Below are 23,052 nucleotides of genomic sequence, written 5' to 3' on the forward strand. Positions count from 1 at the left end.
CTCTATTTAGTTAAGGTAATGAACACCCTACATCCCTCTCGCGAACTCGCTAAGTTTGCAGCCAATCTGCAAGTGAGCGATATACCCGCAGATGTTCTGAATCGCGCCGAAGACCTATTAGTCGATTGGTTTGGTTCGGTTATTGCAGGTAAAGGCTCGCGCCCAGTCGAACTCATTACGCAGTTTGCGCAAAATATGGGCGGCTTTGATGCAACACACTCTGGCCCTGCGGAGGTTTTAGTTTCTCGCAAAACCTCTAGTCCTTTTTTAGCGGCAATGGCTAATGCTGCAGCATCACATGTTGCTGAGCAAGACGACGTACACAATGGCTCCGTCTTTCATCCAGCCACTGTCGTATTTCCACCAGCGCTTGCTTGTGCTCAAGCGATAGGCGCCTGTGGTGAAGAGTTGTTAGTGGCTGCAGTAGCAGGCTATGAAGTAGGTATTCGGGTTGGTGAATTTTTAGGCCGTTCCCATTACAAGGTATTTCATACTACTGGCACTGCTGGTACATTAGCCGCCGCTGCTGCAGTTGGACGCCTTCTCAAGCTTTCCCCCGAACAGATGCTTAACGCCTTTGGCTCTGCAGGCACGCAGTCCGCCGGCCTTTGGGAGTTCTTACGTGACGCAGCCGACTCTAAGCAACTACATACAGCACATGCCGCTTCAACCGGATTAATGTCTGCCTATATTGCACAAGCAGGTTTTACAGGTGCTCAACATATTCTGGAGGGCAAGCAAGGTTTAGCAGCGGGCATCTCCAGTGATAGCGACCCTAGCAAACTCATTGATCGACTCGGTAGTCGCTGGGCACTAGCAGAGACAAGCTTTAAGTATTACGCTTCATGCCGTCACACACACCCAGCAGCCGATGCATTACTGCAAGTGATGTTGGCACACAAACTGGCGCCGAGCGAAATTGCTAAAGTAGAAACCTTGGTTCATCAAGGTGCAATTGATGTCTTGGGTCCAGTGACTGACCCAGCAACTGTGCACCAATCGAAATTCTCCATGGGCACTGTACTTGCGCTGGTAGCCCACTATCAATTTGCTGGATTACAAGAATTCGATCAACACTTTCATGATGCTGAGATCTGCGCATTCCGTGAGCGCGTTTCTATGACACTGGATCCTGAGGTGGATGGAGCTTACCCACAACGTTGGATTGGCAAAGTTAAAGTTCATCTCAATAATGGACAAATCCTAGAGGGTCGCGTGGATGAACCCAAGGGCGACCCTGGAAATACCTTGTCTCGCACAGAAATCGCCGACAAAGCAATGCGCTTAGCCGCTTACAGTGGCGGCGCAAGCCAAACAGAGATGAGTAAAGCAATCGATCTCTTGTGGAATATTCGCAAACAAGCCAAGATAGGCTTTCTTCTTCCGTCGAACTAGTTACAACCTTATTTATGAATCCACTTGATACGCCCCTAGGCTTTTGCACTAACTTTCTATTTGTGCCAGGCACTCGCCCAGATCGTTTTACAAAGGCCCTCGACAGCGGTGCTAGTGGTGTGGTCCTAGATTTAGAGGATGCGGTTGCGGAGGAAGACAAAGTTTCTGCACGCGATGCCATTCGTTCCGCGTGGCCTACCTTCAGCCCTGAGCAGAAGAAGCGCTTAGTCATTCGCACAAACTCACCAGGTAGCAAGTTTTATGCTGCCGACTTAATCCTCGCTCAAGAACTTCAAGTCACCTGTCTATTAATCCCTAAAAGTGAATCGGTCGATCAAATCAATGGTGCCGCCCTCATTCTTCCGAATACCGCAATCATTCCGATGATTGAAACTGCAATTGGCCTGGATCACTTAAAAGCCATCGCAAACTCCAATCAAGTGATCCGCCTTGCTTTAGGTAATTTAGATTTACAAGCAGATCTTGGCATGGTGTGTGACCGCCAAGAAACCGAATTGCAAACTGCTCGCTATCAAATTGTCTTGGCATCGCGTCTTGCACAAATTGCCCCGCCTATTGATGGGGTTACGCCATCGACCGATGACCTAGAGCGCATTACTGATGATGCCGAGCGCGCAAAGCGCATGGGCTTTGGTGGAAAGCTCTGCATTCACCCAAAACAAGTGGCCATTGTCATTAAAGCGTTTACCCCAACAGAAGAGGAGCTTGCTTGGGCTAAGAGGGTCATTGAGGCCGATAAAGCATCCAAAGGTGGCGCCGTCAAACTGGATGGCCGAATGATCGATCGACCCGTCGTTTTATTGGCCCAAAGAACACTAGCAATTACTGGTAAACACTAAGGTCTTTAGTTGCGAAAATAGTTCTAAAACTGGCAAAATTGGTCAACATAAAAACAAGATGGAGACCATGATGAAACTCAAAAAGTTCGTATTTTCAGGAATTGCCGCTGCATTAACTGCAGGCGCATTTCTGAGCACTAGCGCCCTAGCCCAAAAAGATTGGCCTACTAAGTCAATTACCCTTGTCGTTCCATTTGCTGCTGGCGGCCCAACCGATTCTGTTGCACGCTTAATTGCCGTCCCGATGGGTCAAGCATTAGGCCAAACAGTCGTAGTGGAAAACGTAAATGGTGCCGGCGGAACAATTGCCAGCACTAAAGTTGCGCGAGCAGCGCCTGATGGCTACACCATCTATCTCCATCACATGGGAATGGCAACTGCCAATGCTTTGTACGACAAGCTGCCATATGACCCAATGAGCAACTTTGAATACATTGGTCAAGTTGCTGATGTGCCAATGGTGCTCCTAGGCAAAAAAGATCTCCCAGCAAATAACTTTAAAGAGCTCGAGGCCTACATCAAAGCCAACGGCTCGAAAGTCACCATGGCAAACGCAGGACCTGGTGCCGTCTCCCAACTTTGCGGACTCTTGTTTCAGAGTCGCATGGGCGTCAAACTCACCAACATACCTTACAAAGGAACTGGCCCTGCCTTGACCGACTTACTAGGCGGTCAGGTTGACTTGTTATGCGATCAAACTACCCAAACCATTCCTTACATTAAAGATGGTCGTGTAAAAGCATTTGGCACAACAACACTCAAGCGCTTGCCAGCAATCCCAAATGTACCCACCTTGGACGAACAGGGCTTGAAAGGCTTTGAGGTCAAAGTTTGGCACGGCATGTACACACCAAAAGGTGTTCCTAAGCCTATCTTGGATAAGTTGAATGCCGCCTTGAAAACAGCACTCAATACTCCTGACGTGAAAAAACGTTTAGAAGATGCCAATATCGATATTGTTTCTCCGGACAAGATAACTCCAAATGGTCTCAAGTCACATCTTGAGGCAGAAATTAATAAATGGGGTCCAATCATTCGTAAGTCAAACATTCCAGACTAAGCACTAACTGTGATCAATAAAAAAGCCAGCTTTTGCTGGCTTTTTTGCTGGCCTTTTTACTGACTTTTTAATTATCCTGGTCTAAACAAATATCCAGAACGGGCTTTGTCACGACGCTTTCTGTAAAGCATTCCAATAAAAGCAAACAGAGCCCAAATAGCCAAGAATGGATCGAGCAGATAATCCCAAAGATTAGCGGATTCGTGCCAATGGGCAGCCCAAGCAATGATGGCGATAGCAATAATCCAAACGCCCTTACTCCAATTCGCCAAGCCACAGACTAAGGCTATTAATAGCACCGCCCCAAGGAATGCAATCGATCCGTACCCCCAAGCATAAGGATCGATCATTCCCAATCCCAAAGCAAATGGATAAAAACACAAGGCAATGATTGCCAGCATCAATTTAAAAGCAAGTGGTATAGGCTTACTCGATGGCAATAATGAGCTCCATAACAATAAAGTCAGCACAACACTCAAATCACCGGTGATGCCTCGTACATAGGCAATCAAAGGTAGATTCATGCCCAAAGGCCAAAATACGATATTGCCAATCAAAAGAGCCAGGAATACTTTTGTGGCAAATGGAAAAGGATTTGGGAAGAATTTTTGCAAAGCCCAAATACATACAACCGCACTGGTAATAGACAGCTCCATTAAAGCGAAGGTTTGCATTAATGAGTTCATTGTTGCACCTCCTGATGCAAAGCCTCTACATCCAAAGATGGTAGCTTGCTTAAAGCATGTTTCAACCAGCCCCCCGAGAAATACCGATGCCGAATTTTCTTGCGATCCCAGGTGTATACCAAATGCGCATCATCACCATTTGCTGTGATTAAGTAAGGGTATGAGAATTCTTTTCTTTGTGCATCAGGCAGGGATTCATCATCCTCTAAAACTTCAACGATTTGCCAACGATCCGATTTCACATCACTCATTAATAGGGCCAGGCGATAACGGCCATTTTCAATATTATTTAATACCAGAATACGAGCGCCGTTATTGAGTGTTAGTCCCGCAACTGCAGAGTTTGGATTGGCAATCGCCAAGTCATCTGATTGCTGCCAGCTTTGGCCTGCATTTTGGGTTTGACTAACCGGAATTTGTTTTGGCAAACTCGAACTCCGCGTCTGCCGAAAATAAGCACTGGCATCTTGCGCATTATTCACAAACACCAGCGGCTGAATCGCACTGCGACCTGAGCTCATACGGCGCTTATCAATCACTTGACCTGCGTCGATTCTGAGAAACTCTCCAAAGCGCCCTATCCACTCGTGATAAGCAGGCAATCCTAAGAGACCATCAGCAAATATCACACTTGGAGATTTAACGAGGGTGCTTAAGTTCAGCAAAGGCGAACTCACCAGACGCTGTGGATTGCTCCACGTCAAACCTTCATCATCAGAGCTGATTGCTGAAATAGAACTCCCGGCCCAACCACCAATAGAAACCGTTACAAAGAATAATTGCAGTCGTCCATCAGCCAACCTTGCGGGAACAGGGTTGCCCAACTTAGCAATATACCGAGCAAGACCCTTCTCTGCGCTAATGCGATCTATGACAACTGTTGGAGCACTCCAGTTGGCTGATTTTGCATCGTATACAGAGCTATAGATTGATACATCTGCAGCACCCTCACGACTTCCAGCAAACCAAAATGCTCTCACTGCACCGTCTTTTAAGGCAATCAAGGATGCCGCATGAACTGAGGCAGCCCCCGTATCTGGCAACCAATTCGATAAAGGTGCAGAAATGCTCAATTTGGTTGAGTCTTTTGATTTGGTAGCAACGACTTCCTCTGCGACCTCATCTAATTGGGGGGCAGATACCATAAATGGTGCCCACACTGGACGACTATCAATATGCAGAAAACCAATCACAGCGGCAAGCAATAAAAAACAAAGGGCAATCACGCGACTCATCTACAAACATCCTTAATATTGGATACATCTGGAATAGCAGCAGGAGTAGAAACGAGGTATTCGGTAACAAATAAATGCTTACCAACTTGACCCATAAGCATCTCCTGAATTTCTTGATTGGAGTGTCGGGCTCGCATTTCCATTCTTTGCCCAACAATCTGGCAAGACTCGCAGAGTTCTGGCGCAACACCGAGAGGTACATGAACCGCTACCAAAGGATAGGCGATCGTTAATGCATTCACATCAGCAGCATCTTTGGCTAAATATCCATGGAGTTTTGCGCCTGGCATTAGCAGTCGATACTCTTCATCCTTAGCGCGGTAGTCACATGGAATCCACACGTCTTTGCCTTGTAGCTGGGCAATAGTTTCTGCGGAGTAACGCCCTAAACGTCCCTCTAAGGGAGAGAGGCTGCTAGTCAAAGCGCAATAAACGAGGAAACAAGCAGCTAAGGCCAAGGTTTTAGTTTGGCTACGTTTCAATAAACCAATCAAAACGATTAGCAAGCTCGCCGCCATCAAGACCCAATGACAATAGGAGTAAGTCCATGCTCCAGCATCACCCATCAAACCGGAGAGCTGAAGATTGATGCCAATCCACAGCAATAGCGACAACACTAACAATTGCAAAAGCAAAGCAATACGAAAACCCCATAGAGGTAATCTATCCCAATACAAGGCAATCAATGCTGCAAATGCTGGCATGACCGGCAAAAGATAACGGCCAGATCGCTGACTAGGCAAACTAAATACAATAAAGAATGCAGCAATCAATAACAGCAGTAGAACCTCTTCCAAACTGAGAAATCGACGCTTACGCCAGGACTGCACCAAACTCGAAATCAGTACAAAGCTAAATAAACCAGCATTAGCAATCGTGGTGATCATTAAAAGCCATATGCTGTCACCGCCGCGCAGTAAATCCATGAGATAACTAGACTGGCGCGCAGCAAATTTGCCAGCATTCTCTCCCAATACAAACTCATTCCAAACGGCCTCTGGGTTGGGGTCCAAAGCAAACCACAAGGTAAATATTCCTAAAGCAAGTGCAACAATCATGACTAGCTTATATAAATCTAGAATGAGCACCTTGGGGATACTCCACTGCTGCCAACGCCAGTAATACAGGCCTAAAGCAAATGAGGCGGGGACAATGTAGGCAAACGATTTTGCAAATAAGGCAAAACCAAAACAAATGCCTGCCATGAGTGGGAAAAAGAATTTAGACTCAAACGCACTCTTCCCCCAATACAGAACAGCAAAAAATGGTAGTGATATCCAAAATACTTCTGGGGGATCAGCCAAGAATGGCCGGCCATATCGATAGGTTGCAAAAAAGGAGAGCCAGACTGCTGCGGCCAATATTCCAGTTTGGGCATTGCCGCTAAAACGTCGTACAGCTAAAAATAAGAAAAATGCTGTGAGTCCGGTATACAAAACACTGGGCCAACGCAAATCTGCCAGAGTCCATTCGCTTGCCCAATGGGTGCTAGCAATACCCTGCCAAAAAATGAGTGGGGGTTTTGTATTTTTGATCCCCTCCATCTCCGATTGGAGTGGTAACCAGTGACCCGCATCCGCCGTCATCCGCACAATATGCATATAGGGATATTCATCCCCATTTTTTGGGGCAAAGCGACTATCCAAACCATAAAGGTAGGTAAATACACCTAAAAGGACTACCAATATGGCAGAACGGTAAGAAAATGAAGCTCGCATTCCTATAGTTTATAGGGCTTACTCAAAAATCGAATAAAAAACGGTGGCAAGCAGATTTTCGAATGAGCTTATGAAAATTGTGTCTGAAATGAATCCCCTATTTCAGCACCTTCTTGATTAAGATGCTAGCAATGCAATATGCATTTCATTACCCTGAATGGAGACAGACTTTATGCGAGCAACGTTTTTCAAACCCGCAGTCTTATTGTCAATTGTTTTTGGCATCAGTTATTGGAGCGGCAGTGCTCTTGCTCAAAATGCCGATGCCAGCAATTTATATAAACGCGGCTTAGCGGCTACCTGCGCTAACTGCCATGGAACCGACGGCAAAGGCGTAGTGGATGGTGGCATGCCATTAATTAATACCCTCACCAGCGAGCAAATGCTAGCTCAGTTGAAAGCATTCAAATCGGGCGCACGCGAAGGCACCATCATGCCGCAATTAGCCAAAGGTTATACAGACGAGCAACTCGAAATCATCTCCAATCAACTTGGCAAGAAACAATAAGGAAGCACATCATGGATCGTCGACACTTCATAGGCAACAGCGCAGCTGCCCTCGGTTTACTTGCAGGCTTCTCAAGTCAAGCTAAAGCCAGCTTACAAAAAGCAGAAATTCTGGTTATTGGCGGAGGCTATGGTGGTGCTACTGCTGCCAAATATTTACGCCTGTTTTCTAACAACACGGCTAATGTGACGCTGATCGAGCCTAATACCTCTTTCATTTCTTGCCCACTATCTAACCTTGTTGTAGGTGGCTCGCGCACTTTAGCTGAAATCACTTCTACATACGATACTCTTAGCAAACGGCATGGCATTAAGATCCTTCAGGATAGTGTCAGCAGTATTGATGCAGATAAGAAAACCGTAAAGCTTGCCTCAGGCAAAACTCTGCGTTACGACAAGGCAATTGTGTCACCAGGCGTATCGCTCAACTTTAAGAGCATTGAAGGTCTTGCGCAAGCCAATAAAGAGGGTGTAACTCTGCAAGCCTGGAAGGCTGGAGCAGAAACCGTGGCGCTGCATAAGCAAATTGCTGCTATGCGTGAAGGTGGCACGTTTGCAATCAGCATTCCAGAAGCTCCCTATCGCTGCCCTCCCGGACCTTACGAGCGTGCTTGCCAGGTAGCCAACTACCTCAAGCAACACAACCCTAGAGGGAAGGTAGTGATCTTGGATGCCAACCAAGATGTCACATCCAAAGGCGCTTTGTTTAAGAAGGTGTGGGCTGAACAATACGCTGGAATTATTGAGTATCGACCAAAGAGCAATGTTGTAGGGGTTGATGCCAAAACCAAAACCCTTAAACTCGAAGTGGAAGATGATGTCAAAGCGGATGTACTGAATGTCTTGCCACAAATGTCTGCTGGTGAGATTGCTATCAAAACTGGTTTAGCAAACTCTAATGGTCGCTGGGCAAACGTGAACTTCCTCAATTTTGAATCTACCGCACAAAAAGATATTCACGTACTAGGTGATGCAATTCAGATTGCACCAGCGATGCCCAAGTCTGGACATATGGCCAATCAACATGCAAAAGTTGCTGCGGCGGCGATCGTTGCTGAACTGAGCGGTTGGGAAATGAATCCTGCTCCAGTCTTAACAAATACTTGCTACAGCTTTGTTAACTCCAAGGATGTGGTTCACGTCGCTAGCGTTCATCAATACAGCGCAGCCGAGAAGACCTTCAAACCGGTTCCAGGGGCAGGAGGATTATCACCGACCCCTTCCACTCTTGAAGGTGTTTACGCCTGGGGATGGGCTCACAATATTTGGGCTGATAGCTTAGGCTAAAACCTTTGCGGCGAATAAAAAAGAGACCCTAGGGTCTCTTTTTTGTCTCTTCTCTATTTACGAATCCATTTAAGCATTTTGCTTACGCCGTCTACGTCGACTAATCACCAAGAACGTGATTGCAATAATGGGGGCGGCGATAGCGGCAATAATCTCAGGGTGAATGGCTAGCCCAGCCTCCTTGCCACCCTTCACAATATAAGCCAGCAATCCAACGGCGTAATAAGTTAATACAAGCACCGATAAACTTTCTACCGTCTCTTGAAGTCTGAGTTGAAGCCTAGCGCGCTGATCCATACTGGCGAGTAATTTTTGGGTCTGCTCCTCATTCACATATTCAATGCGTGTTCTTAAAGTTTGAGTTGTTCTGGAGATACGGTCAGATAACTCTCGCAAGCGTCGCTGGGTCCAGTTACAGGTTCCCATCGCCGGCTGAAAACGTCGATCCATAAACTCAGATAATGTTTGTACCCCTGGAATGGATGACTCATTTAAGCCAATTAAGTTTTTTGACAGTAACTGACTATAGGCCTCAGACGCAGTAAATCGAAGCCCATAACCAGAGATCCATTGTTCAATACGGGAGGCTAGGCGAGAAAGCTCTTCTAGAAAAATCCCATCTTTTTCAGTATTTACGCCAGACTCACCCTGTAATTGCGATATCTTTTCAGACAAAGCAGCTAATTCTGACTCCGCTTCTCTTAGGGGCAAGGAAAGGCTTTTTGCCACTGGAAAAGAAATCATGGCAACCATACGGTAAGTTTCCGCCTCTGCTAGCGCTCTAGCAATTCGACCAAGCTGCCTTGAACCCAATACATCATGTGGAATGAAAAAGGAAATGAATCCATCTTCATCCAACTGCAAATCAGTCCATAACTGCGCTTTTTTGCTAGAAAAAATATAACTTCCTAAAACAGTATTGCCATTAAAAATTTCAGATACTTCTTGGGCTTCTACAAATAGCGGGCGATGCTCAAAAACCAAATCTAGAGCTGATATTCTTTGGCCGCCAGCTTCTGAAATGATTGGACAACCTAAGCCCTGAAGAAGCGCATCCAGATCACGTTCTATTTCCAATCTTGACTTCAGCAAAGGCTCGCTAACCTTTGTCTTGTTGTGAATAATGGCTGCTATCGTTGCGAACTCGCCATGAAGCTCCCACTTCACCACTACTCTCTCTGGCTCTGGCGCCAATTGCAGCGTCGTAAAAGAGTGATCATCACGGCTGGGAGTGCACCCCAAGGCGTTACTCAACTTTTGAACCCAAGCTATTTGCTGTTGGCGAGAGGCAGCATCCAATAAGAATGACTGCGAAATGACCCTCTCATTGGGCCATAAAGGAATTGGGGGGCGAGCATGAACCTCTTCATGCAAAATCGCTCTGGAAGGATGGTCGTAAGATCTCATAGGCTCAATATATTTAATTACCTTAGATCATATACCCAAGCTATATCGAAACATAACCATCGACTTAAAGAACTGCGATCTGCCCATCCAGATCTTCGTAGCCATAAGGGTGCTCACCCCTATTTAAACAATTACGGACGTAATCAATGCTAGTTCGCAAGGTGTAGTAATCGCTAGACATCCGTTTTGAGATCTTAATTTTTATTGCCTGGTACTCCAGTAGATTAAGTCTCTTGAGGTACTCATCACGCTGCTCATTATTAAAACCATTGAGCAGTTCTTGTTCTAAAGATTTCAGAGATCCGTACAGGCGATTGATCTTGTTTTGCATCCGTTTCGCACGGAACCCTGGTAAAGATTGCAATATTGGATACGCCAAAACACAGAATGGCAGCAATACAAAAATAAGGCGATTAATCAACTCAGCCACCCAAAACGGGAAGTAAGCTGATAACAAAGGGTAATTGTTTTTCTCGTAGTGAATGGCTACAGGACTTTCAATTAATGCCGAATCTTTGAAAGATGGAAACTCCCCGCGCTGGGCAAAGAAAGACTCTTTGCCGTTGATCTCTCTTGCAGCCTCAAGAAATAAAAACTGAATGGCTGGGTGCATACGATCATCAATCAATAAATTAGTCGTTGTAGCGAGCAACTTCATATCCAGTGGCGGAAAGTTCCGCGGCAAACTGAAAGCGCCCTGAGGAACATCCAAGATATGGAGATAGGGAATTAATTTAGCAAAAGCCTCCGCCCTTTTAAAGGTCACTAGATGCAAGCTTGGATCGTTCAGCAATGCCTGTATATTTGGCGCCTCATAGGCATCTACGATAAAACTTCCGTCGATCTCACCTGCTTTGAGCGCTTTGACCGAATCGTGGCCAGTAAGCTGAACGACTTTGACCCCTTTCTCGTAGCCCGCTGCTTTGAGTATCCTAATAGCCTGTGCATAAGTGCCGCTACCGTCGATACCAATGGATATTTTTTTATTCAGAAAATATCTCAGGCCGCCATCAACCGCTTGAAAATCAGTCGCCTTTAATTCTGGGCCGCGATAAAAGAACCAAATCGGGTCGTAATCAACCGCACCCAAGGATTGAATACCTTTAGCATCCTTGGCGTGGCTAACACCAGCCTGAACAAAGGCCGCTTGCAAGGGGTCATTACGATCAGAGAGTCGATTAATATTTTCTTGAGCCCCCATGGTGGGAACTAACTCTAAAGTAATCCCTTTTCTTTTAAAAAATTCTACATATTTTTTACCAAGAGCCTCATATGAGCTCCCAGGCGATCCGGTTGCCAACATCACATGTCTTGGCGGGGGCGGATCCGCATACCACCATACCCCCATCAAAATAATCAATAGAAGAATCAGTAGCGGCCAAACTTCTTGCAAAAATTGCGTAAAGTCATTCCAGTGCTCCTGAGCGCTCTCAGAAAGCCCTAAGAATGTATCTTGAATATCTTGTTTAAAACTTCCCATGCGCTACCGATCAGCAAATTTCACTAAAGCTAATGATAATGTGCTTAGTCACATTCTTTCAATTTACATTCAAACACCCTTAAAACATGATAATTCTTAGAAAATCACAGGATCGAGGCTATGCCGATCATGGTTGGCTTAAAAGCTTTCACTCATTTTCATTTGCCGGTTATCACGACCCACGTTTTATGGGCTGGGGCAACTTACGTGTCATTAATGAGGATCGCGTTGCTGCGGGGATGGGCTTTGGCAAACATAGTCATCGCAACATGGAAATTATTAGCTACGTCCTCGCAGGTGAGTTAGCGCACGAAGACAGCATGGGGAATATCAAAAGCATTCCGCCAGGAGATGTTCAACGCATGAGTGCCGGTAGTGGAGTCACTCATAGTGAGTTCAATCACGCACAGGACCAAACCACGCATTTCTTGCAAATCTGGATTGAGCCCAATGTTTTAGAGATTGAACCAAGCTACGAACAAAAAGCAGTGCCTGAGATTGAAAAACACGGGCAACTACGTATCATCGCCTCCCCTACTGGCAAGGATGGTGCCGTCAAAATTCATGCTGATGCTTGGGTTTATGTTGGTCTATTTAATGGCTCTCAATCAGCAACAGTGCAGTTAGATCCAAAGAGAAAGGCTTATGCCCACCTCATACGCGGATCTCTCATTATTAATGGCCATGCCATTACTGGTGGGGATGCACTCTTGATCGAGAATGAATCCAAGCTCGAAATCAGCAATGGAGTCGATGCAGAAGTATTGATTTTTGACTTGAGTCATTAATAATTGACTCGTATCAGCATACGATCAGATATCGCTCTAAATGCTTCTACATCATGATTGAAACTTCTGGTAAGAAACTGGCTGGCCCCATCATTCGGCTGCATCCCAATGACAATATTGTGGTTGCTCGAGTTGATATTGGCATTGGGACTGAAGTCCCTAGCGAGAATTTCACTAGCCGTAGCCAAGTGCCTGCTGGCTACAAGGTCGCCTCTCAGAGAATTCTCAAGGGTGAGCCCATCCTCAAATACAACGTCACAGTAGGTTTTGCCAATACCGATATTGAAGCCGGCACTCTGGTTCACAGTCACAATACAGAGTTTCGTGAATTTGATCGTGACTATGCTTATGCGAGCGAATATCAGCCAACTGAACTCTTACCTGAATCACAACGAGCAACTTTTCAAGGTTATGTCCGACCAAACGGCAAAGTAGGCACACGCAATTTCATTGGGATCTTATCCACTGTCAACTGTTCTGCAACGGTTGTTCATAAAATCGCCGATTGGTTCACGCCCGAAAGACTGAAAGAATTTCCCAATATAGATGGCGTCGTTGCCTTTAGTCATGACATCGGTTGCGGTATGGAAATGAGTGGTGAACCCATGGAACTGCTGCGTCGCACGATGGCCGGCTATGCCCGTCACCCCAACCTGGCTGCCGCCCTCATTGTTGGGCTTGGCTGCGAGCGCAATCAACTTAAAGGTTTGATGGAGCAAGAAGATCTGCATGCTGGGACAAATCTTCATACCTTCATCATGCAAGAGTCTGGCGGCACCCGCAAGACTATTGAAGCCGGAATTGAAGCCGTTAAGGCATTACTACCTGAGGCAAATAAAGCAAAGCGTGAAACTGTTTCTGCCAGCCACTTATGTGTTGGTTTGCAATGCGGCGGCTCGGATGGCTTTTCTTCTATCACAGCCAACCCTGCATTAGGTGCGGCAATCGATATTTTGTCTCAGCATGGTGGCACCGGAATTCTCTCGGAGACACCAGAGATCTATGGCGTTGAACATACGCTCACGCGCCGCGCAGTGAATCGCTCCGTTGGCGAAAAACTAATTGAACGAATTCGCTGGTGGAAAGATGAATACTCCGTTGGAAGGGATGTTCAAATTAATGGGCAAGTAAGCCCTGGCAATCAGATTGGTGGCCTAGCCAATATTTTTGAAAAATCACTTGGCTCCTCCATGAAAGGCGGTACCGGTCCGCTCATGGAAGTCTATAAATACGCAGAACCTGTTAACACCAAAGGTTTTGTATTTATGGATACGCCTGGATTTGATCCAGTCTCTGCAACCGGCCAAATTGCGGGGGGAGCCAATCTCATCGCCTTTACTACCGGTCGAGGCTCCATGTTTGGCTCTAAGCCAGCCCCCTGCATCAAACTCGCTACCAATACGCCAATGTATCGGCGCCTGACCGAGGATATGGACATTAACTGCGGAGAGATTTTGGATGGCACCGTCTCCGTACAAGAAATGGGGCAGCGGATCTTTGAGTTATTTATCCGCACAGCCTCTGGAGAACCCACCAAAAGCGAGTTATTAGGCTTGGGTGACTATGAATTTGTACCCTGGCAAATTGGGGTTATGAGCTAATAGAACTGTAGAATTAATCCTATTAGCTCAACCCAGATAGAAACAAACTGAAGAAACTGAAACAGGCTTATGAAATTTAGGGATTACTACGAAACACTCGGCGTTGCTCGTGGCGCCACTGAAGCTGAAATTAAATCAGCCTATCGCAAACTGGCTCGCAAATACCATCCAGACGTCAATAAGGAAGTTGGCGCTGAAGAGCAATTCAAACAAATCGGCGAGGCTTATGCAGTTTTAAAAGACACTGAAAAGCGTGCTGCTTACGATCGTTTTGGTGAGAACTGGAAAAACGGTCAAGACTTTACCCCTCCTCCCAACTGGAATGAAGGCTTCGAATATTCTGATGGCGGTTATGGTGGCGGTCATCCAGGTTATGGTGGTGGTTTTGAGGGTGATCAAAGCGAATTCTTTGAATCACTCTTTGGTAGAGGCAAACATCGCCAAGGCGGTCGCGGTAGCCATACTCGTCAAGGTATGAACTTCAAAGGTCAGGATCATCACGCCAAAATTTTGATTGATCTTGCTGATGCTTATAACGGTGCCAAACGTACGATTGCGCTACATATGCCCGTCCAAGATGCAAACGGCCATGTCAGCACCCAAGAACGTAAGTTAGATGTCAGCATCCCTAAAGGTATTAAGGCTGGGCAAAATTTACGATTGTCTGGACAAGGCGGACCAGGTGTTGGTGAAGGCCCTGCTGGCGACCTCTATTTGGAAATCGATTTTCATCCAAATCCCATCTACCGGGTTGAAGGCAAGGATGTATTCATCGACATTCCTTTGGCGCCATGGGAAGCCGCCTTAGGTACAACAGTAAACGTCCCGACCCCGGCAGGGAGCACCCTGGAATTAAAGATCCCCGCTGGAACAGTAGCGGGCCGGAAGATGCGACTCAAAGGCAAAGGCATTCCCAGTGCGGAAGCCGGCGATCTCTACGTCGTACCATCTATTGCCCTGCCACCAGCAGACACAGATGCACACAAAGAGGCCTATCAATCATTTGAAAAGGCTTTTGATTTCAACCCCAGAACACACTTGAAGGGATGATTGATATGACACAAACCAATATCACCTGGATTGAAGGATCGGTTGTGGAGAATGAAGTCCACATGACGATTGTTGAACTCTCGCATGCTTCACGCACTCCTGAAGAACTCATCATGACTTGGGTTTCTGAAGGCGTCTTAAGTCCAACAGGATCATCTCCTCAAGATTGGCGCTTTAGCGGCGATTCATTGAGAAGAGCCAAAACTGCTGCGCACCTGACACACGATTTAGAGTTAAATGTGCCAGGCGTTGCCCTGGCCCTCGATCTACTCGATGAAATTGCCCAGCTACGCGCACGTCTACCGCGCATCTAAGCTATAGCACTAGGACTCTGAGCGACTCAACAACTGCTCCCAGCGTTGCAGCTTTTGATCTAAGTCTGTCGTGATTTCGCTAAGACGGGCTTGCATGCTTGCTGCTAACTCAGGCTCATTCTTATAGAGATCTGGGTTACTCATTGCAATCCCGATATCAGCCTGCTCGGTTTCTAATGCCTCGATTTGCGATGGCAACCCCTCTAACTCTGAGCGCTCTTTACCGTTGAGCTTCTGCACTCCTGTTTTAACAGCCGGCTTAGACTCAACTTTAGTCTCGGTTTTAGGCACCGCTTTAGCGTCAACTTTCTCCGCTATTTTTGAGTTTCCATTAGCAGAGCGAATCTTGTCTGAGCGCGCTTTCTGAATCTTCCAATCCTCGTAACCGCCCTCATACTCGCGCCAAAAACCATCCCCTTCATTTGCAATGATGCTGGTAACAACGTTATCTAAGAAGTATCGGTCATGACTTACCAAGAAAACCGTACCCTTATAGTCTTGTAAGAGTTGCTCAAGTAGATCTAAGGTATCAATATCTAAGTCATTGGTTGGCTCATCTAAAACCAACACATTGGCTGGCCTTGCAAATAAGCGTGCCAGCAATAAACGATTGCGCTCACCACCAGATAAGGTGCTAACTGGAGAATTGGTTCTCTCGGGTGCAAACAAGAAGTCACTCAAATAACTCTTGACGTGCTTTTTATTACCATTGATCTCAATCCACTCACTACCAGGACTGATGTAATCCTCAAGCGATGCGTTGAGATCCAAGCCTTCGCGCATTTGATCAAAGTAAGCCACTTCAATGCGCGTACCCATAGTTGCAGTACCGGAATCTGGTGCAATGGTTCCCAGAATCAATTTGAGTAATGTTGTCTTACCCGCTCCATTGGGACCCAGTAGGCCAACCTTGTCGCCGCGCAATATCGTTGCCGTGAAATCTTTTACGATGGGACGATCGTACGTTTTGCTGACATTTTGTAAATCAGCCACGATCTTACCGCTCCGATCGCCAGCAGAGACAGCCATCTTCACCTGCCCCATCGCATCTCTGCGCTCCGCACGGCTACTGCGTAACTTTTCTAAGCGCGCTATTCTGGCAACGCTTCGGGTACGGCGTGCCTCAACCCCTTTGCGTATCCACACCTCTTCCTGAGCCAATAATTTATCGGCACGAGCATTAGCCAGAGACTCAGAGCTCAACTCTTGCTCTTTAAGAACTTCATACTGCGTGAAGTTCCCAGGATAGCTACGCAAAATACCGCGATCCAACTCCACGATCTGTGTGCAGACGTTATCCAAGAAGGCGCGATCATGGGTAATTAAGATTACAGATCCCTGATACTCCTTAAGTAATTCCTCCAGCCATGCAATGGAATCTAAATCCAAATGGTTGGTCGGCTCATCCAGCAATAGAACATCCGGCATTTCTACTAAAGCACGCGCAAGCGCAACCCGTTTTTTTGTACCTCCAGAGAGCGTATTAATCTTGAGATCAGCCTCTAGATGCAAGCGATCTAATGTTTCATGCACACGCTGCTCCCAGTTCCAACCACTGAGCGCCTCTAATTGGGATTGCACTTCGTCCAGTCGATGATGAGAGGCATCATCCCACTCACCCACACTAAGAGCTTCATATTCTTCTCGCAACGCCTTGGCTTGTGCCACACCTTTTGAAACGGCGTCAAAAACCGTTTCTTCAGCCTCGAAGATAGGCTCTTGAGGAACGTATGCAATTCTCAGGCCTTGCTGATATTGCAAAAGGCCATCATCCATTTTTTCTATACCAGCCAGGATCTTCAATAAAGAAGATTTGCCGGTGCCATTTCGGCCAATTAAGCCAACCCGCTCCCCTGATTCCAGAGAAAATGCGGTGCTTGCAAGGAGATCAACGTGGCCAAAAGCCAGTTTTGCATCAGTAAGTACGATTAAAGCCATGGCGACATTATCGTCACTTCGCCAAAAGACGAGATATTTCTGCTGATTTCTGCGAGACTAACTACCTATGATTTGCAAATTAACCCCCTCCGCTCCTCGCCTCATCCTCTTCTCGGGACACGCTGGGACAGGAAAATCGACTCTCGCTAAGAAGGCTCTGCCTTTAATTATTGAAAAGACGGGTGAGGATTTTTTCTTTCTCGATAAAGACACCGCCTACGGCGCTTTTAGCGCCCATGTCATGAAACTGACCACCCAGAATCCCAATGATCGTGACAGTCCATACTATCTTGAGAATCTACGCGATTGGGAATACCAGGGCCTAATTGATATTGCTAGAGAAAATTTACTCTTAGGGGTAAATGTGATTCTGGTTGGGCCATTCTCTAAAGAGATTCAGAGCGGTAAGATGTTTGATGCAGTAGCTCTTGGTGTTCCTGCTCAGACTACCATTCAAATTGCCTGGATTGATTTAGACGAAATAGAAGCAAAACAACGGATGGCTAAACGTGCTGACCCCAGAGATGAGTGGAAACTGGCGCATTGGGACCAGTACGCCAAGCGCAGGACTGAGCCTCCAGTTCACACAACATTGCACCGTTTCAATAACCACACATTTGATGAGCTCAAATTTAATCAGCTGATTGATGAATTAGTGCAATAAACAGAATTTGAGAAGACAAAAAAATAGGGCTCCTTAGGAGCCCTATCTCAAGATCTAGGAACTGAATTCTTAGAACTTGTAAGTCACACCAACAGCTGGCATCCATGGATTCAATGTCAACTTGCCGATATTTGCACCATTGCTAACTGTTTGAACGTTTGTTGCGATAGTTGCGTACTTTACGTCAACGTTAAGACCCCAGTTTTTATCAAACATGTAGTCTGCACCGATTTGGCCAACAACGCCAAAACTGGATGGCTCAACTTGTAAACCAGCAGCACCAGGGAAGTTTTGACGATTACCAAAGATGGTGTAGTTCACACCTGCTCCAACATAGGGCTTAAACGCACCTAAGTCAGTAAAGTGGTACTGAGCTAACAAGGACGGTGGCAAAGCAGTAACTTTGCCAACGTTTGCACCGCCAGCAGTAATGTTAACTTGCTGTGGCCAAGTCAATACCAATTCAGCAGCAATATTTTTTGTGAAGAAATAAGAAACGTCAAACTCAGGAATCCACTGCTCTTTTGCTTTAATGTTCGATGTTTGAACAGTGCCAGTCTGACCGTTTTGCCAAAGCAAATCTACAGCGCGCACACGCACCATCCAAGGATTTTCTTGTGCTTGAGCCTGGGCGGCGATTGGAGCTAAAGATGCTACTGCAGCCATTGCTGCTACGAGTGACTTAATACGCATGATGGTTTCCCTTTTTGTTATCAATTTCGATGGAATCATTTTCGAATTGATACCCGCACGAGAATTTGATGCAGATCAAATGGAAAGCGCTTGGAAAATTTTTGTTTGCTAAAAAGCAACAGCTTTTCTGAGTGTATTTGATCTAGATCAAATGACTCATGGTTTACGCTTATAAAACCTTGGAGTAGGTGCCTTTTGCCTGAGACTCTCTGAGGTGTCGATCGAAGGTCATAGCCACCCTTCTCGCCAACAGGCGCCCTTTGGTGGGAACTAAAATACTATCCCCCTCCCAGTTAAGAAGCCCAGCTTCCTCGAGATGCTTTAACTCTTCAACTTCAGATTTAAAGTAGCTTGAGAAATCAATCTGATGTGAATTTGCAAAAGACTTCGTATCTAATTCAAATTGGCACATCAATTCACCGATAAGCTCACGGCGCAGCAAATCATCTTTATCTAACTGTAATCCTCTTAACACCGGCAAATGCCCGCTATCCAGTGATTCGTAATACTCATCTAGTGTGCGGACATTTTGAGAGTAGCAGTCATCCACCTTGCCAATAGAAGAGATACCAAAAGCCAATAGATCACACTCTGCCTGTGTAGAGTAGCCCTGGAAATTCCGATGGAGCTTACCTTCTTTTTGGGCAATCGCTAATTCATCATCAGGCTTAGCAAAATGATCCATGCCAATAAAAACATAACCAGCTTCACCAAGACGCTCAATCGTGTTGGAAAGAATATCTAACTTATCGGCAGCCGGCGGTAGATCCGCTTCAGCAATCCGACGTTGTGGCTTAAAGATATGAGGCAGATGTGCATAGTTATAGACTGATAAGCGATCAGGGTTCATCGCTAATACAGCATCTACAGTTTCTTTGAAGGTCGCAGGTGTTTGCTTTGGTAGACCATAGATTAAATCAACACTACGAGATTTAAAGCCATATTTTCTAGACCAATCCATCACCGCTTGGGTTTCTTCAATGGTTTGCACGCGATGTACAGCCTCTTGCACTGCCAGATTAAAATCTTGCACACCTAAACTAATACGGTTAAAGCCCAATTCAGCTAAGAGCGCAATATCCTTTTCTGCAACCCGTCTTGGGTCAATTTCAATGGAATACTCACCACCAGGTAATAACTCAAAATGCTCACGAGTATGATGCATGAGCTCAATCATCTCTTCATGAGATAAAAAGGTAGGCGTACCACCACCCCAATGTAATTGGGTTACCGGAATTTTTTTCTGAGCACCCATTGCCTTCGTCACCATCGCCATCTCTTTAGCCAGATACTTGATGTATTTAGCGCTGCGCCCATGATCTTTTGTGATGATCTTATTGCAGCCGCAGTAATAACAAATATTGGGACAAAATGGTAAATGGAAATACAGCGAAAGAGGCTCATTTGCTTTAGCAACTCGCTTGAGCGCACCTAAATAATCGGCCTCAGAAAAATCGCCATGAAATCGGTCTGCACTTGGATAGGATGTGTAGCGTGGCCCATTGATATCAAACTTCTTCAACAACTCTGGATGAAAAAGCACTTCCTTTTCATCAGTAATGGAGTTGCTTGAGGCTGTGTTCATGGGGATTGATTGGGGATTTACTTTAAATAGTCCAACGCTACTGCTTCCGCTACTTTAATCCCATCGACACCCGCAGACAAGATTCCCCCTGCATAGCCAGCCCCCTCACCCGCTGGGTATAGACCTTTGACATTCAGACTCTGGTAATCGGCGCCCCGTGTAATCCGCAATGGGGATGAGGTGCGTGTCTCAACACCAGTCAATACCGCATCTTTCATGGAAAAGCCTTTGATTTGCTTCTCAAATGCGGGGATCGCCTCTCGAATCGCTTCAATGGCATAAGCAGGCAAACTATCCGCAAGATCCGTGAGATGAACTCCAGGTTTATAGGATGGCAAGACAGTTCCAAATGCTGTTGAAGGCTTCCCCTCTAAGAAATCGCCTATTAATTGGCCTGGTGCTTCATAAGTTCTGCCACCTAGCTCAAAAGCTTTTGACTCAATTGCTCTCTGAAACTCGATACCAGCAAGCGGACCACCCGGATAATCCTCTGGCGTAATGCCAACTACGATGCCAGCATTAGCATTGCGTTCATTGCGAGAATATTGACTCATGCCATTCGTTACAACACGATTAGGCTCTGAAGTAGCCGCAACAACCGTTCCACCAGGACACATACAAAAGCTATAAACCGAGCGTCCATTTTTAGCGTGATGAACCAACTTATAGTCTGCTGCGCCAATCAACTCATTACCAGCATGCGGTCCAAGGCGCGCTTTATCAATCAACGATTGGGGATGCTCGATGCGAAAGCCAACAGAAAACGGCTTGGCTTCCATATAGACACCAGCATGATGCAAGGCTTCAAATGTATCGCGCGCACTGTGGCCAAGTGCCAAGATCACATGGCTAGCAGCTAAATCAGGCTGACCTTCTATTTTGACTCCAGCAATTTTCCCATCCTGGATATCGAAACCAACCACTTTTTGTGTGAACCGAATCTCTCCACCAAGATCAATAATTTCTTGGCGCATTTTTTCAACAACACCCACCAAGCGGAAAGTACCAATATGGGGTTTAGCAACATAAGTGATTTCTTCTGGTGCGCCTGCTTTTACAAACTCATGAATGACTTTACGCCCGTAGAACTTGGGGTCTTTAATTTGGCTATACAACTTGCCATCTGAAAACGTACCAGCTCCACCCTCGCCAAATTGCACATTGGATTCTGGATTGAGTTTATTTTTTCGCCATAAACCCCAAGTATCTTGAGTACGTTCACGCACCCTTTTGCCGCGCTCAAGAACAATTGGCTTAAAACCCATTTGCGCCAATACCAGGGCAGCAAAAATACCGCATGGCCCAAATCCAATGACCACTGGGCGCAAGGCATTACCGGCTGCAATTGACTCAGGGGCTTTTGCGACAAAGTGATAGCTTGTATCTGGTGACACCCTTACATGAATATCGCCTTCAAACCTCTGCAAAAGCTCTTCTTCGTTCTTAACGGATAAATCAATCGTATAGATAAATGCGAGCGCAACGTTTTTACGAGCGTCGTAGCTGCGCTTAAAGACCTCAAACTGGATTAAGTCTTTAGCGCTCAAATTGAGGCGCTTCAGAATTGCCTTCTCCAGAGCTTCTGGAGGATGGTCAATCGGTAGACGTAATTCGGTAATACGGATCATGGGTTTTACGGCACTCAGTCATCACAGTCATTTAATGCATTTACGGGGCCCTTTGGAGCCATAAGCCAAATAATACTGGTTATAGACTCCCTAAGGCCAGGAGTCGACTCATAAAGGCGATAATGCGTCATGGCTCTACGCGCAACCATCCACAAAGCCGACCTCCATGTCGCAGACTCTGACCGTCATTACTATGGCAGTCACTCCCTAACCATCGCCAAGCACCCCTCAGAGACAGACCAGAGGATGATGATTCGCATCATCGCCTTTGCATTGCAGGCTCACGAAGATTTGGTATTTACAAAAGGTTTAAGCGATACCGATGAGCCTGACCTTTGGATCAAAGACCTCACTGACGCAATCAAATTGTGGATCGAGGTTGGTCAACCAGATGAGCGCCGCATTCTCAAAGCCTGTGGTCGCGCCGATCAAGTAATTGTCTACTGTTATGGCGGACAAACCAGCAAAATATGGTGGGATGGTATCGCCAACAAACTGAACCGCGCACGTAACTTGCAAGTGATTTCGATTCCGGCCGAACAAGCAGAAGATCTTAATAAGCTGGTTGAACGCAGCATGGTTATTCATGTCAATATTCAAGATGGTGAAGCTTATGTCTCTTCAGATCTCGGTCAAGTCACCATTACCCCCGAGATTTGGCGCAACAATCAATAAATTCAGAAATGAATGCCGTTGTTTTCGATACCAATGTCTTATTGGACCTATTTGTCTTTAATGACTTTAGAGCGCTGCATTTAAAGCAAGCACTTAGCGAAGGCAAGATCAACGCCCTAGCAACCCCAAAAACATTTGAAGAATTTGCTGATGTGATTTCTAGGCCTTTATTCTCACTGGACGAAGCACAGCAGGAGCAAATTTATCTGCAATGGCAAACTTTAGCAACGGTGATGGATGACCAAAGTTTAACCAAGGCACCCTGGATATGTGGCGACCCAGACGATCAGGTCTTCTTGGATCTTGCTTACACAGCAAGACCCTGTACATTAATCAGCAAAGACAATGAAGTGCTTCGATTTGCACATAAGGCAGCAATTGAACATATTTTGATAACCGCTGATTACACTGCATTTGATCTATAGACTTTGCGCAGCTTGTACGGCAATATCCAAGAATCTGAACTGAGCTTGATGATCAT

At 46.0% G+C, this 23,052-nt stretch carries 21 protein-coding genes; 12 read left to right on the forward strand and 9 right to left on the reverse strand.

The annotated features are described in order from the left end of the window. Positions 1-18: 18 nt before the first annotated feature. The 3 genes from ICV36_RS05840 to ICV36_RS05850 all read left to right on the forward strand — a co-directional run bounded on the left by ICV36_RS05840 (position 19) and on the right by ICV36_RS05850 (position 3,315). Positions 19-1,395: an MmgE/PrpD family protein gene (locus ICV36_RS05840; RefSeq protein ID WP_215399698.1), complete on the forward strand. Its 1,377-nt coding sequence runs from the start codon at positions 19-21 to the stop codon at positions 1,393-1,395. 14 nt (positions 1,396-1,409) lie between these two features. Then, entirely contained in the window at positions 1,410-2,255 is an 846-nt protein-coding gene (locus ICV36_RS05845; protein ID WP_215399699.1) for a CoA ester lyase, read from the forward strand. A 67-nt stretch (positions 2,256-2,322) separates the two neighbouring features. Beyond that, positions 2,323-3,315: a tripartite tricarboxylate transporter substrate-binding protein gene (locus ICV36_RS05850; RefSeq protein ID WP_371743191.1), complete on the forward strand. Its 993-nt coding sequence runs from the start codon at positions 2,323-2,325 to the stop codon at positions 3,313-3,315. 71 nt (positions 3,316-3,386) lie between these two features. Here the strand turns inward: ICV36_RS05850 and ICV36_RS05855 are convergent, their stop codons facing one another. Genes ICV36_RS05855 through ICV36_RS05865 form a run of 3 tightly spaced genes read right to left on the reverse strand, consistent with a single transcriptional unit; the run spans position 3,387 to position 6,954 of the window. After that, a complete protein-coding gene (locus ICV36_RS05855; RefSeq protein WP_215399702.1) occupies positions 3,387-4,001 on the reverse strand; it encodes a hypothetical protein in 615 nt (204 codons plus the stop codon). After that, positions 3,998-5,236, reverse strand: a complete 1,239-nt coding sequence (locus tag ICV36_RS05860) for an exo-alpha-sialidase (RefSeq protein WP_215399704.1) — start codon at positions 5,234-5,236, stop codon at positions 3,998-4,000. Before ICV36_RS05860 ends, ICV36_RS05855 begins: the two co-directional genes overlap by 4 nt. After that, entirely contained in the window at positions 5,233-6,954 is a 1,722-nt protein-coding gene (locus ICV36_RS05865) for a glycosyltransferase family 39 protein (RefSeq protein ID WP_215399705.1), read from the reverse strand. Before ICV36_RS05865 ends, ICV36_RS05860 begins: the two co-directional genes overlap by 4 nt. Positions 6,955-7,126: 172 nt before the next feature. Between ICV36_RS05865 and ICV36_RS05870 the strand changes: the two genes are divergently transcribed. Both ICV36_RS05870 and ICV36_RS05875 read left to right on the forward strand, forming a co-directional pair. Then, entirely contained in the window at positions 7,127-7,462 is a 336-nt protein-coding gene (locus ICV36_RS05870; protein WP_215399707.1) for a c-type cytochrome, read from the forward strand. 11 nt (positions 7,463-7,473) lie between these two features. Beyond that, the gene (locus ICV36_RS05875; protein ID WP_215399708.1) at positions 7,474-8,748 is read left to right on the forward strand and encodes an NAD(P)/FAD-dependent oxidoreductase; all 1,275 of its coding nucleotides are present in this window, start codon (positions 7,474-7,476) and stop codon (positions 8,746-8,748) included. Positions 8,749-8,817: 69 nt separating this feature from the next. Here the strand turns inward: ICV36_RS05875 and ICV36_RS05880 are convergent, their stop codons facing one another. Next, positions 8,818-10,155 (reverse strand): DUF3422 domain-containing protein, encoded by a 1,338-nt coding sequence (locus tag ICV36_RS05880; RefSeq protein WP_215399710.1) that lies wholly within the window; start codon positions 10,153-10,155, stop codon positions 8,818-8,820. Positions 10,156-10,219: 64 nt separating this feature from the next. Beyond that, entirely contained in the window at positions 10,220-11,635 is a 1,416-nt protein-coding gene (locus ICV36_RS05885) for a TAXI family TRAP transporter solute-binding subunit (protein ID WP_215399712.1), read from the reverse strand. An 86-nt stretch (positions 11,636-11,721) separates the two neighbouring features. Between ICV36_RS05885 and ICV36_RS05890 the strand changes: the two genes are divergently transcribed. The 4 genes from ICV36_RS05890 (at position 11,722) to ICV36_RS05905 (ending at position 15,388) form a co-directional block, all read left to right on the forward strand. Continuing rightward, a complete protein-coding gene (locus ICV36_RS05890) occupies positions 11,722-12,423 on the forward strand; it encodes a pirin family protein (RefSeq protein WP_215399714.1) in 702 nt (233 codons plus the stop codon). 53 nt (positions 12,424-12,476) lie between these two features. Further along, entirely contained in the window at positions 12,477-14,024 is a 1,548-nt protein-coding gene (locus ICV36_RS05895; protein WP_215399716.1) for a UxaA family hydrolase, read from the forward strand. Positions 14,025-14,093: 69 nt separating this feature from the next. After that, the gene (locus tag ICV36_RS05900) at positions 14,094-15,074 is read left to right on the forward strand and encodes a DnaJ C-terminal domain-containing protein (protein WP_215399718.1); all 981 of its coding nucleotides are present in this window, start codon (positions 14,094-14,096) and stop codon (positions 15,072-15,074) included. Between the two features lie 5 nt (positions 15,075-15,079). Continuing rightward, positions 15,080-15,388, forward strand: coding sequence for a chaperone modulator CbpM (locus ICV36_RS05905; protein WP_215399720.1), 309 nt, complete (start codon positions 15,080-15,082; stop codon positions 15,386-15,388). A 9-nt stretch (positions 15,389-15,397) separates the two neighbouring features. On the opposite strand, the gene ICV36_RS05910 is transcribed toward ICV36_RS05905, so the two are convergent. After that, positions 15,398-17,326 carry an ATP-binding cassette domain-containing protein gene (locus ICV36_RS05910; protein WP_215399721.1) on the reverse strand — a complete coding sequence of 643 codons (1,929 nt, stop codon included), beginning with the start codon at positions 17,324-17,326 and terminating at the stop codon, positions 15,398-15,400. A gap of 67 nt (positions 17,327-17,393) precedes the next feature. Here ICV36_RS05910 and ICV36_RS05915 point away from each other — a divergent pair, with 67 nt between their 5' ends. Continuing rightward, positions 17,394-17,990 carry an ATP-binding protein gene (locus tag ICV36_RS05915; RefSeq protein ID WP_215399723.1) on the forward strand — a complete coding sequence of 199 codons (597 nt, stop codon included), beginning with the start codon at positions 17,394-17,396 and terminating at the stop codon, positions 17,988-17,990. Positions 17,991-18,059: 69 nt separating this feature from the next. On the opposite strand, the gene ICV36_RS05920 is transcribed toward ICV36_RS05915, so the two are convergent. The 3 genes from ICV36_RS05920 to ICV36_RS05930 all read right to left on the reverse strand — a co-directional run bounded on the left by ICV36_RS05920 (position 18,060) and on the right by ICV36_RS05930 (position 21,896). Beyond that, positions 18,060-18,683 carry an OmpW family protein gene (locus ICV36_RS05920; protein ID WP_215399725.1) on the reverse strand — a complete coding sequence of 208 codons (624 nt, stop codon included), beginning with the start codon at positions 18,681-18,683 and terminating at the stop codon, positions 18,060-18,062. 169 nt (positions 18,684-18,852) lie between these two features. After that, positions 18,853-20,268, reverse strand: coding sequence for an oxygen-independent coproporphyrinogen III oxidase (hemN, locus tag ICV36_RS05925; protein ID WP_215399726.1), 1,416 nt, complete (start codon positions 20,266-20,268; stop codon positions 18,853-18,855). A gap of 17 nt (positions 20,269-20,285) precedes the next feature. Further along, a complete protein-coding gene (locus ICV36_RS05930) occupies positions 20,286-21,896 on the reverse strand; it encodes an NAD(P)/FAD-dependent oxidoreductase (RefSeq protein WP_215399728.1) in 1,611 nt (536 codons plus the stop codon). Between the two features lie 129 nt (positions 21,897-22,025). Here ICV36_RS05930 and ICV36_RS05935 point away from each other — a divergent pair, with 129 nt between their 5' ends. Then, positions 22,026-22,571: a YaeQ family protein gene (locus tag ICV36_RS05935; RefSeq protein WP_215399730.1), complete on the forward strand. Its 546-nt coding sequence runs from the start codon at positions 22,026-22,028 to the stop codon at positions 22,569-22,571. An 8-nt stretch (positions 22,572-22,579) separates the two neighbouring features. Next, positions 22,580-22,996, forward strand: coding sequence for a putative toxin-antitoxin system toxin component, PIN family (locus ICV36_RS05940; protein ID WP_215399732.1), 417 nt, complete (start codon positions 22,580-22,582; stop codon positions 22,994-22,996). Positions 22,997-23,052: the final 56 nt, after the last annotated feature.

Origin of the sequence: Polynucleobacter sp. MWH-UH35A, from assembly GCF_018687075.1 — a bacterium.
Classification (GTDB): Bacteria; Pseudomonadota; Gammaproteobacteria; order Burkholderiales; family Burkholderiaceae; genus Polynucleobacter.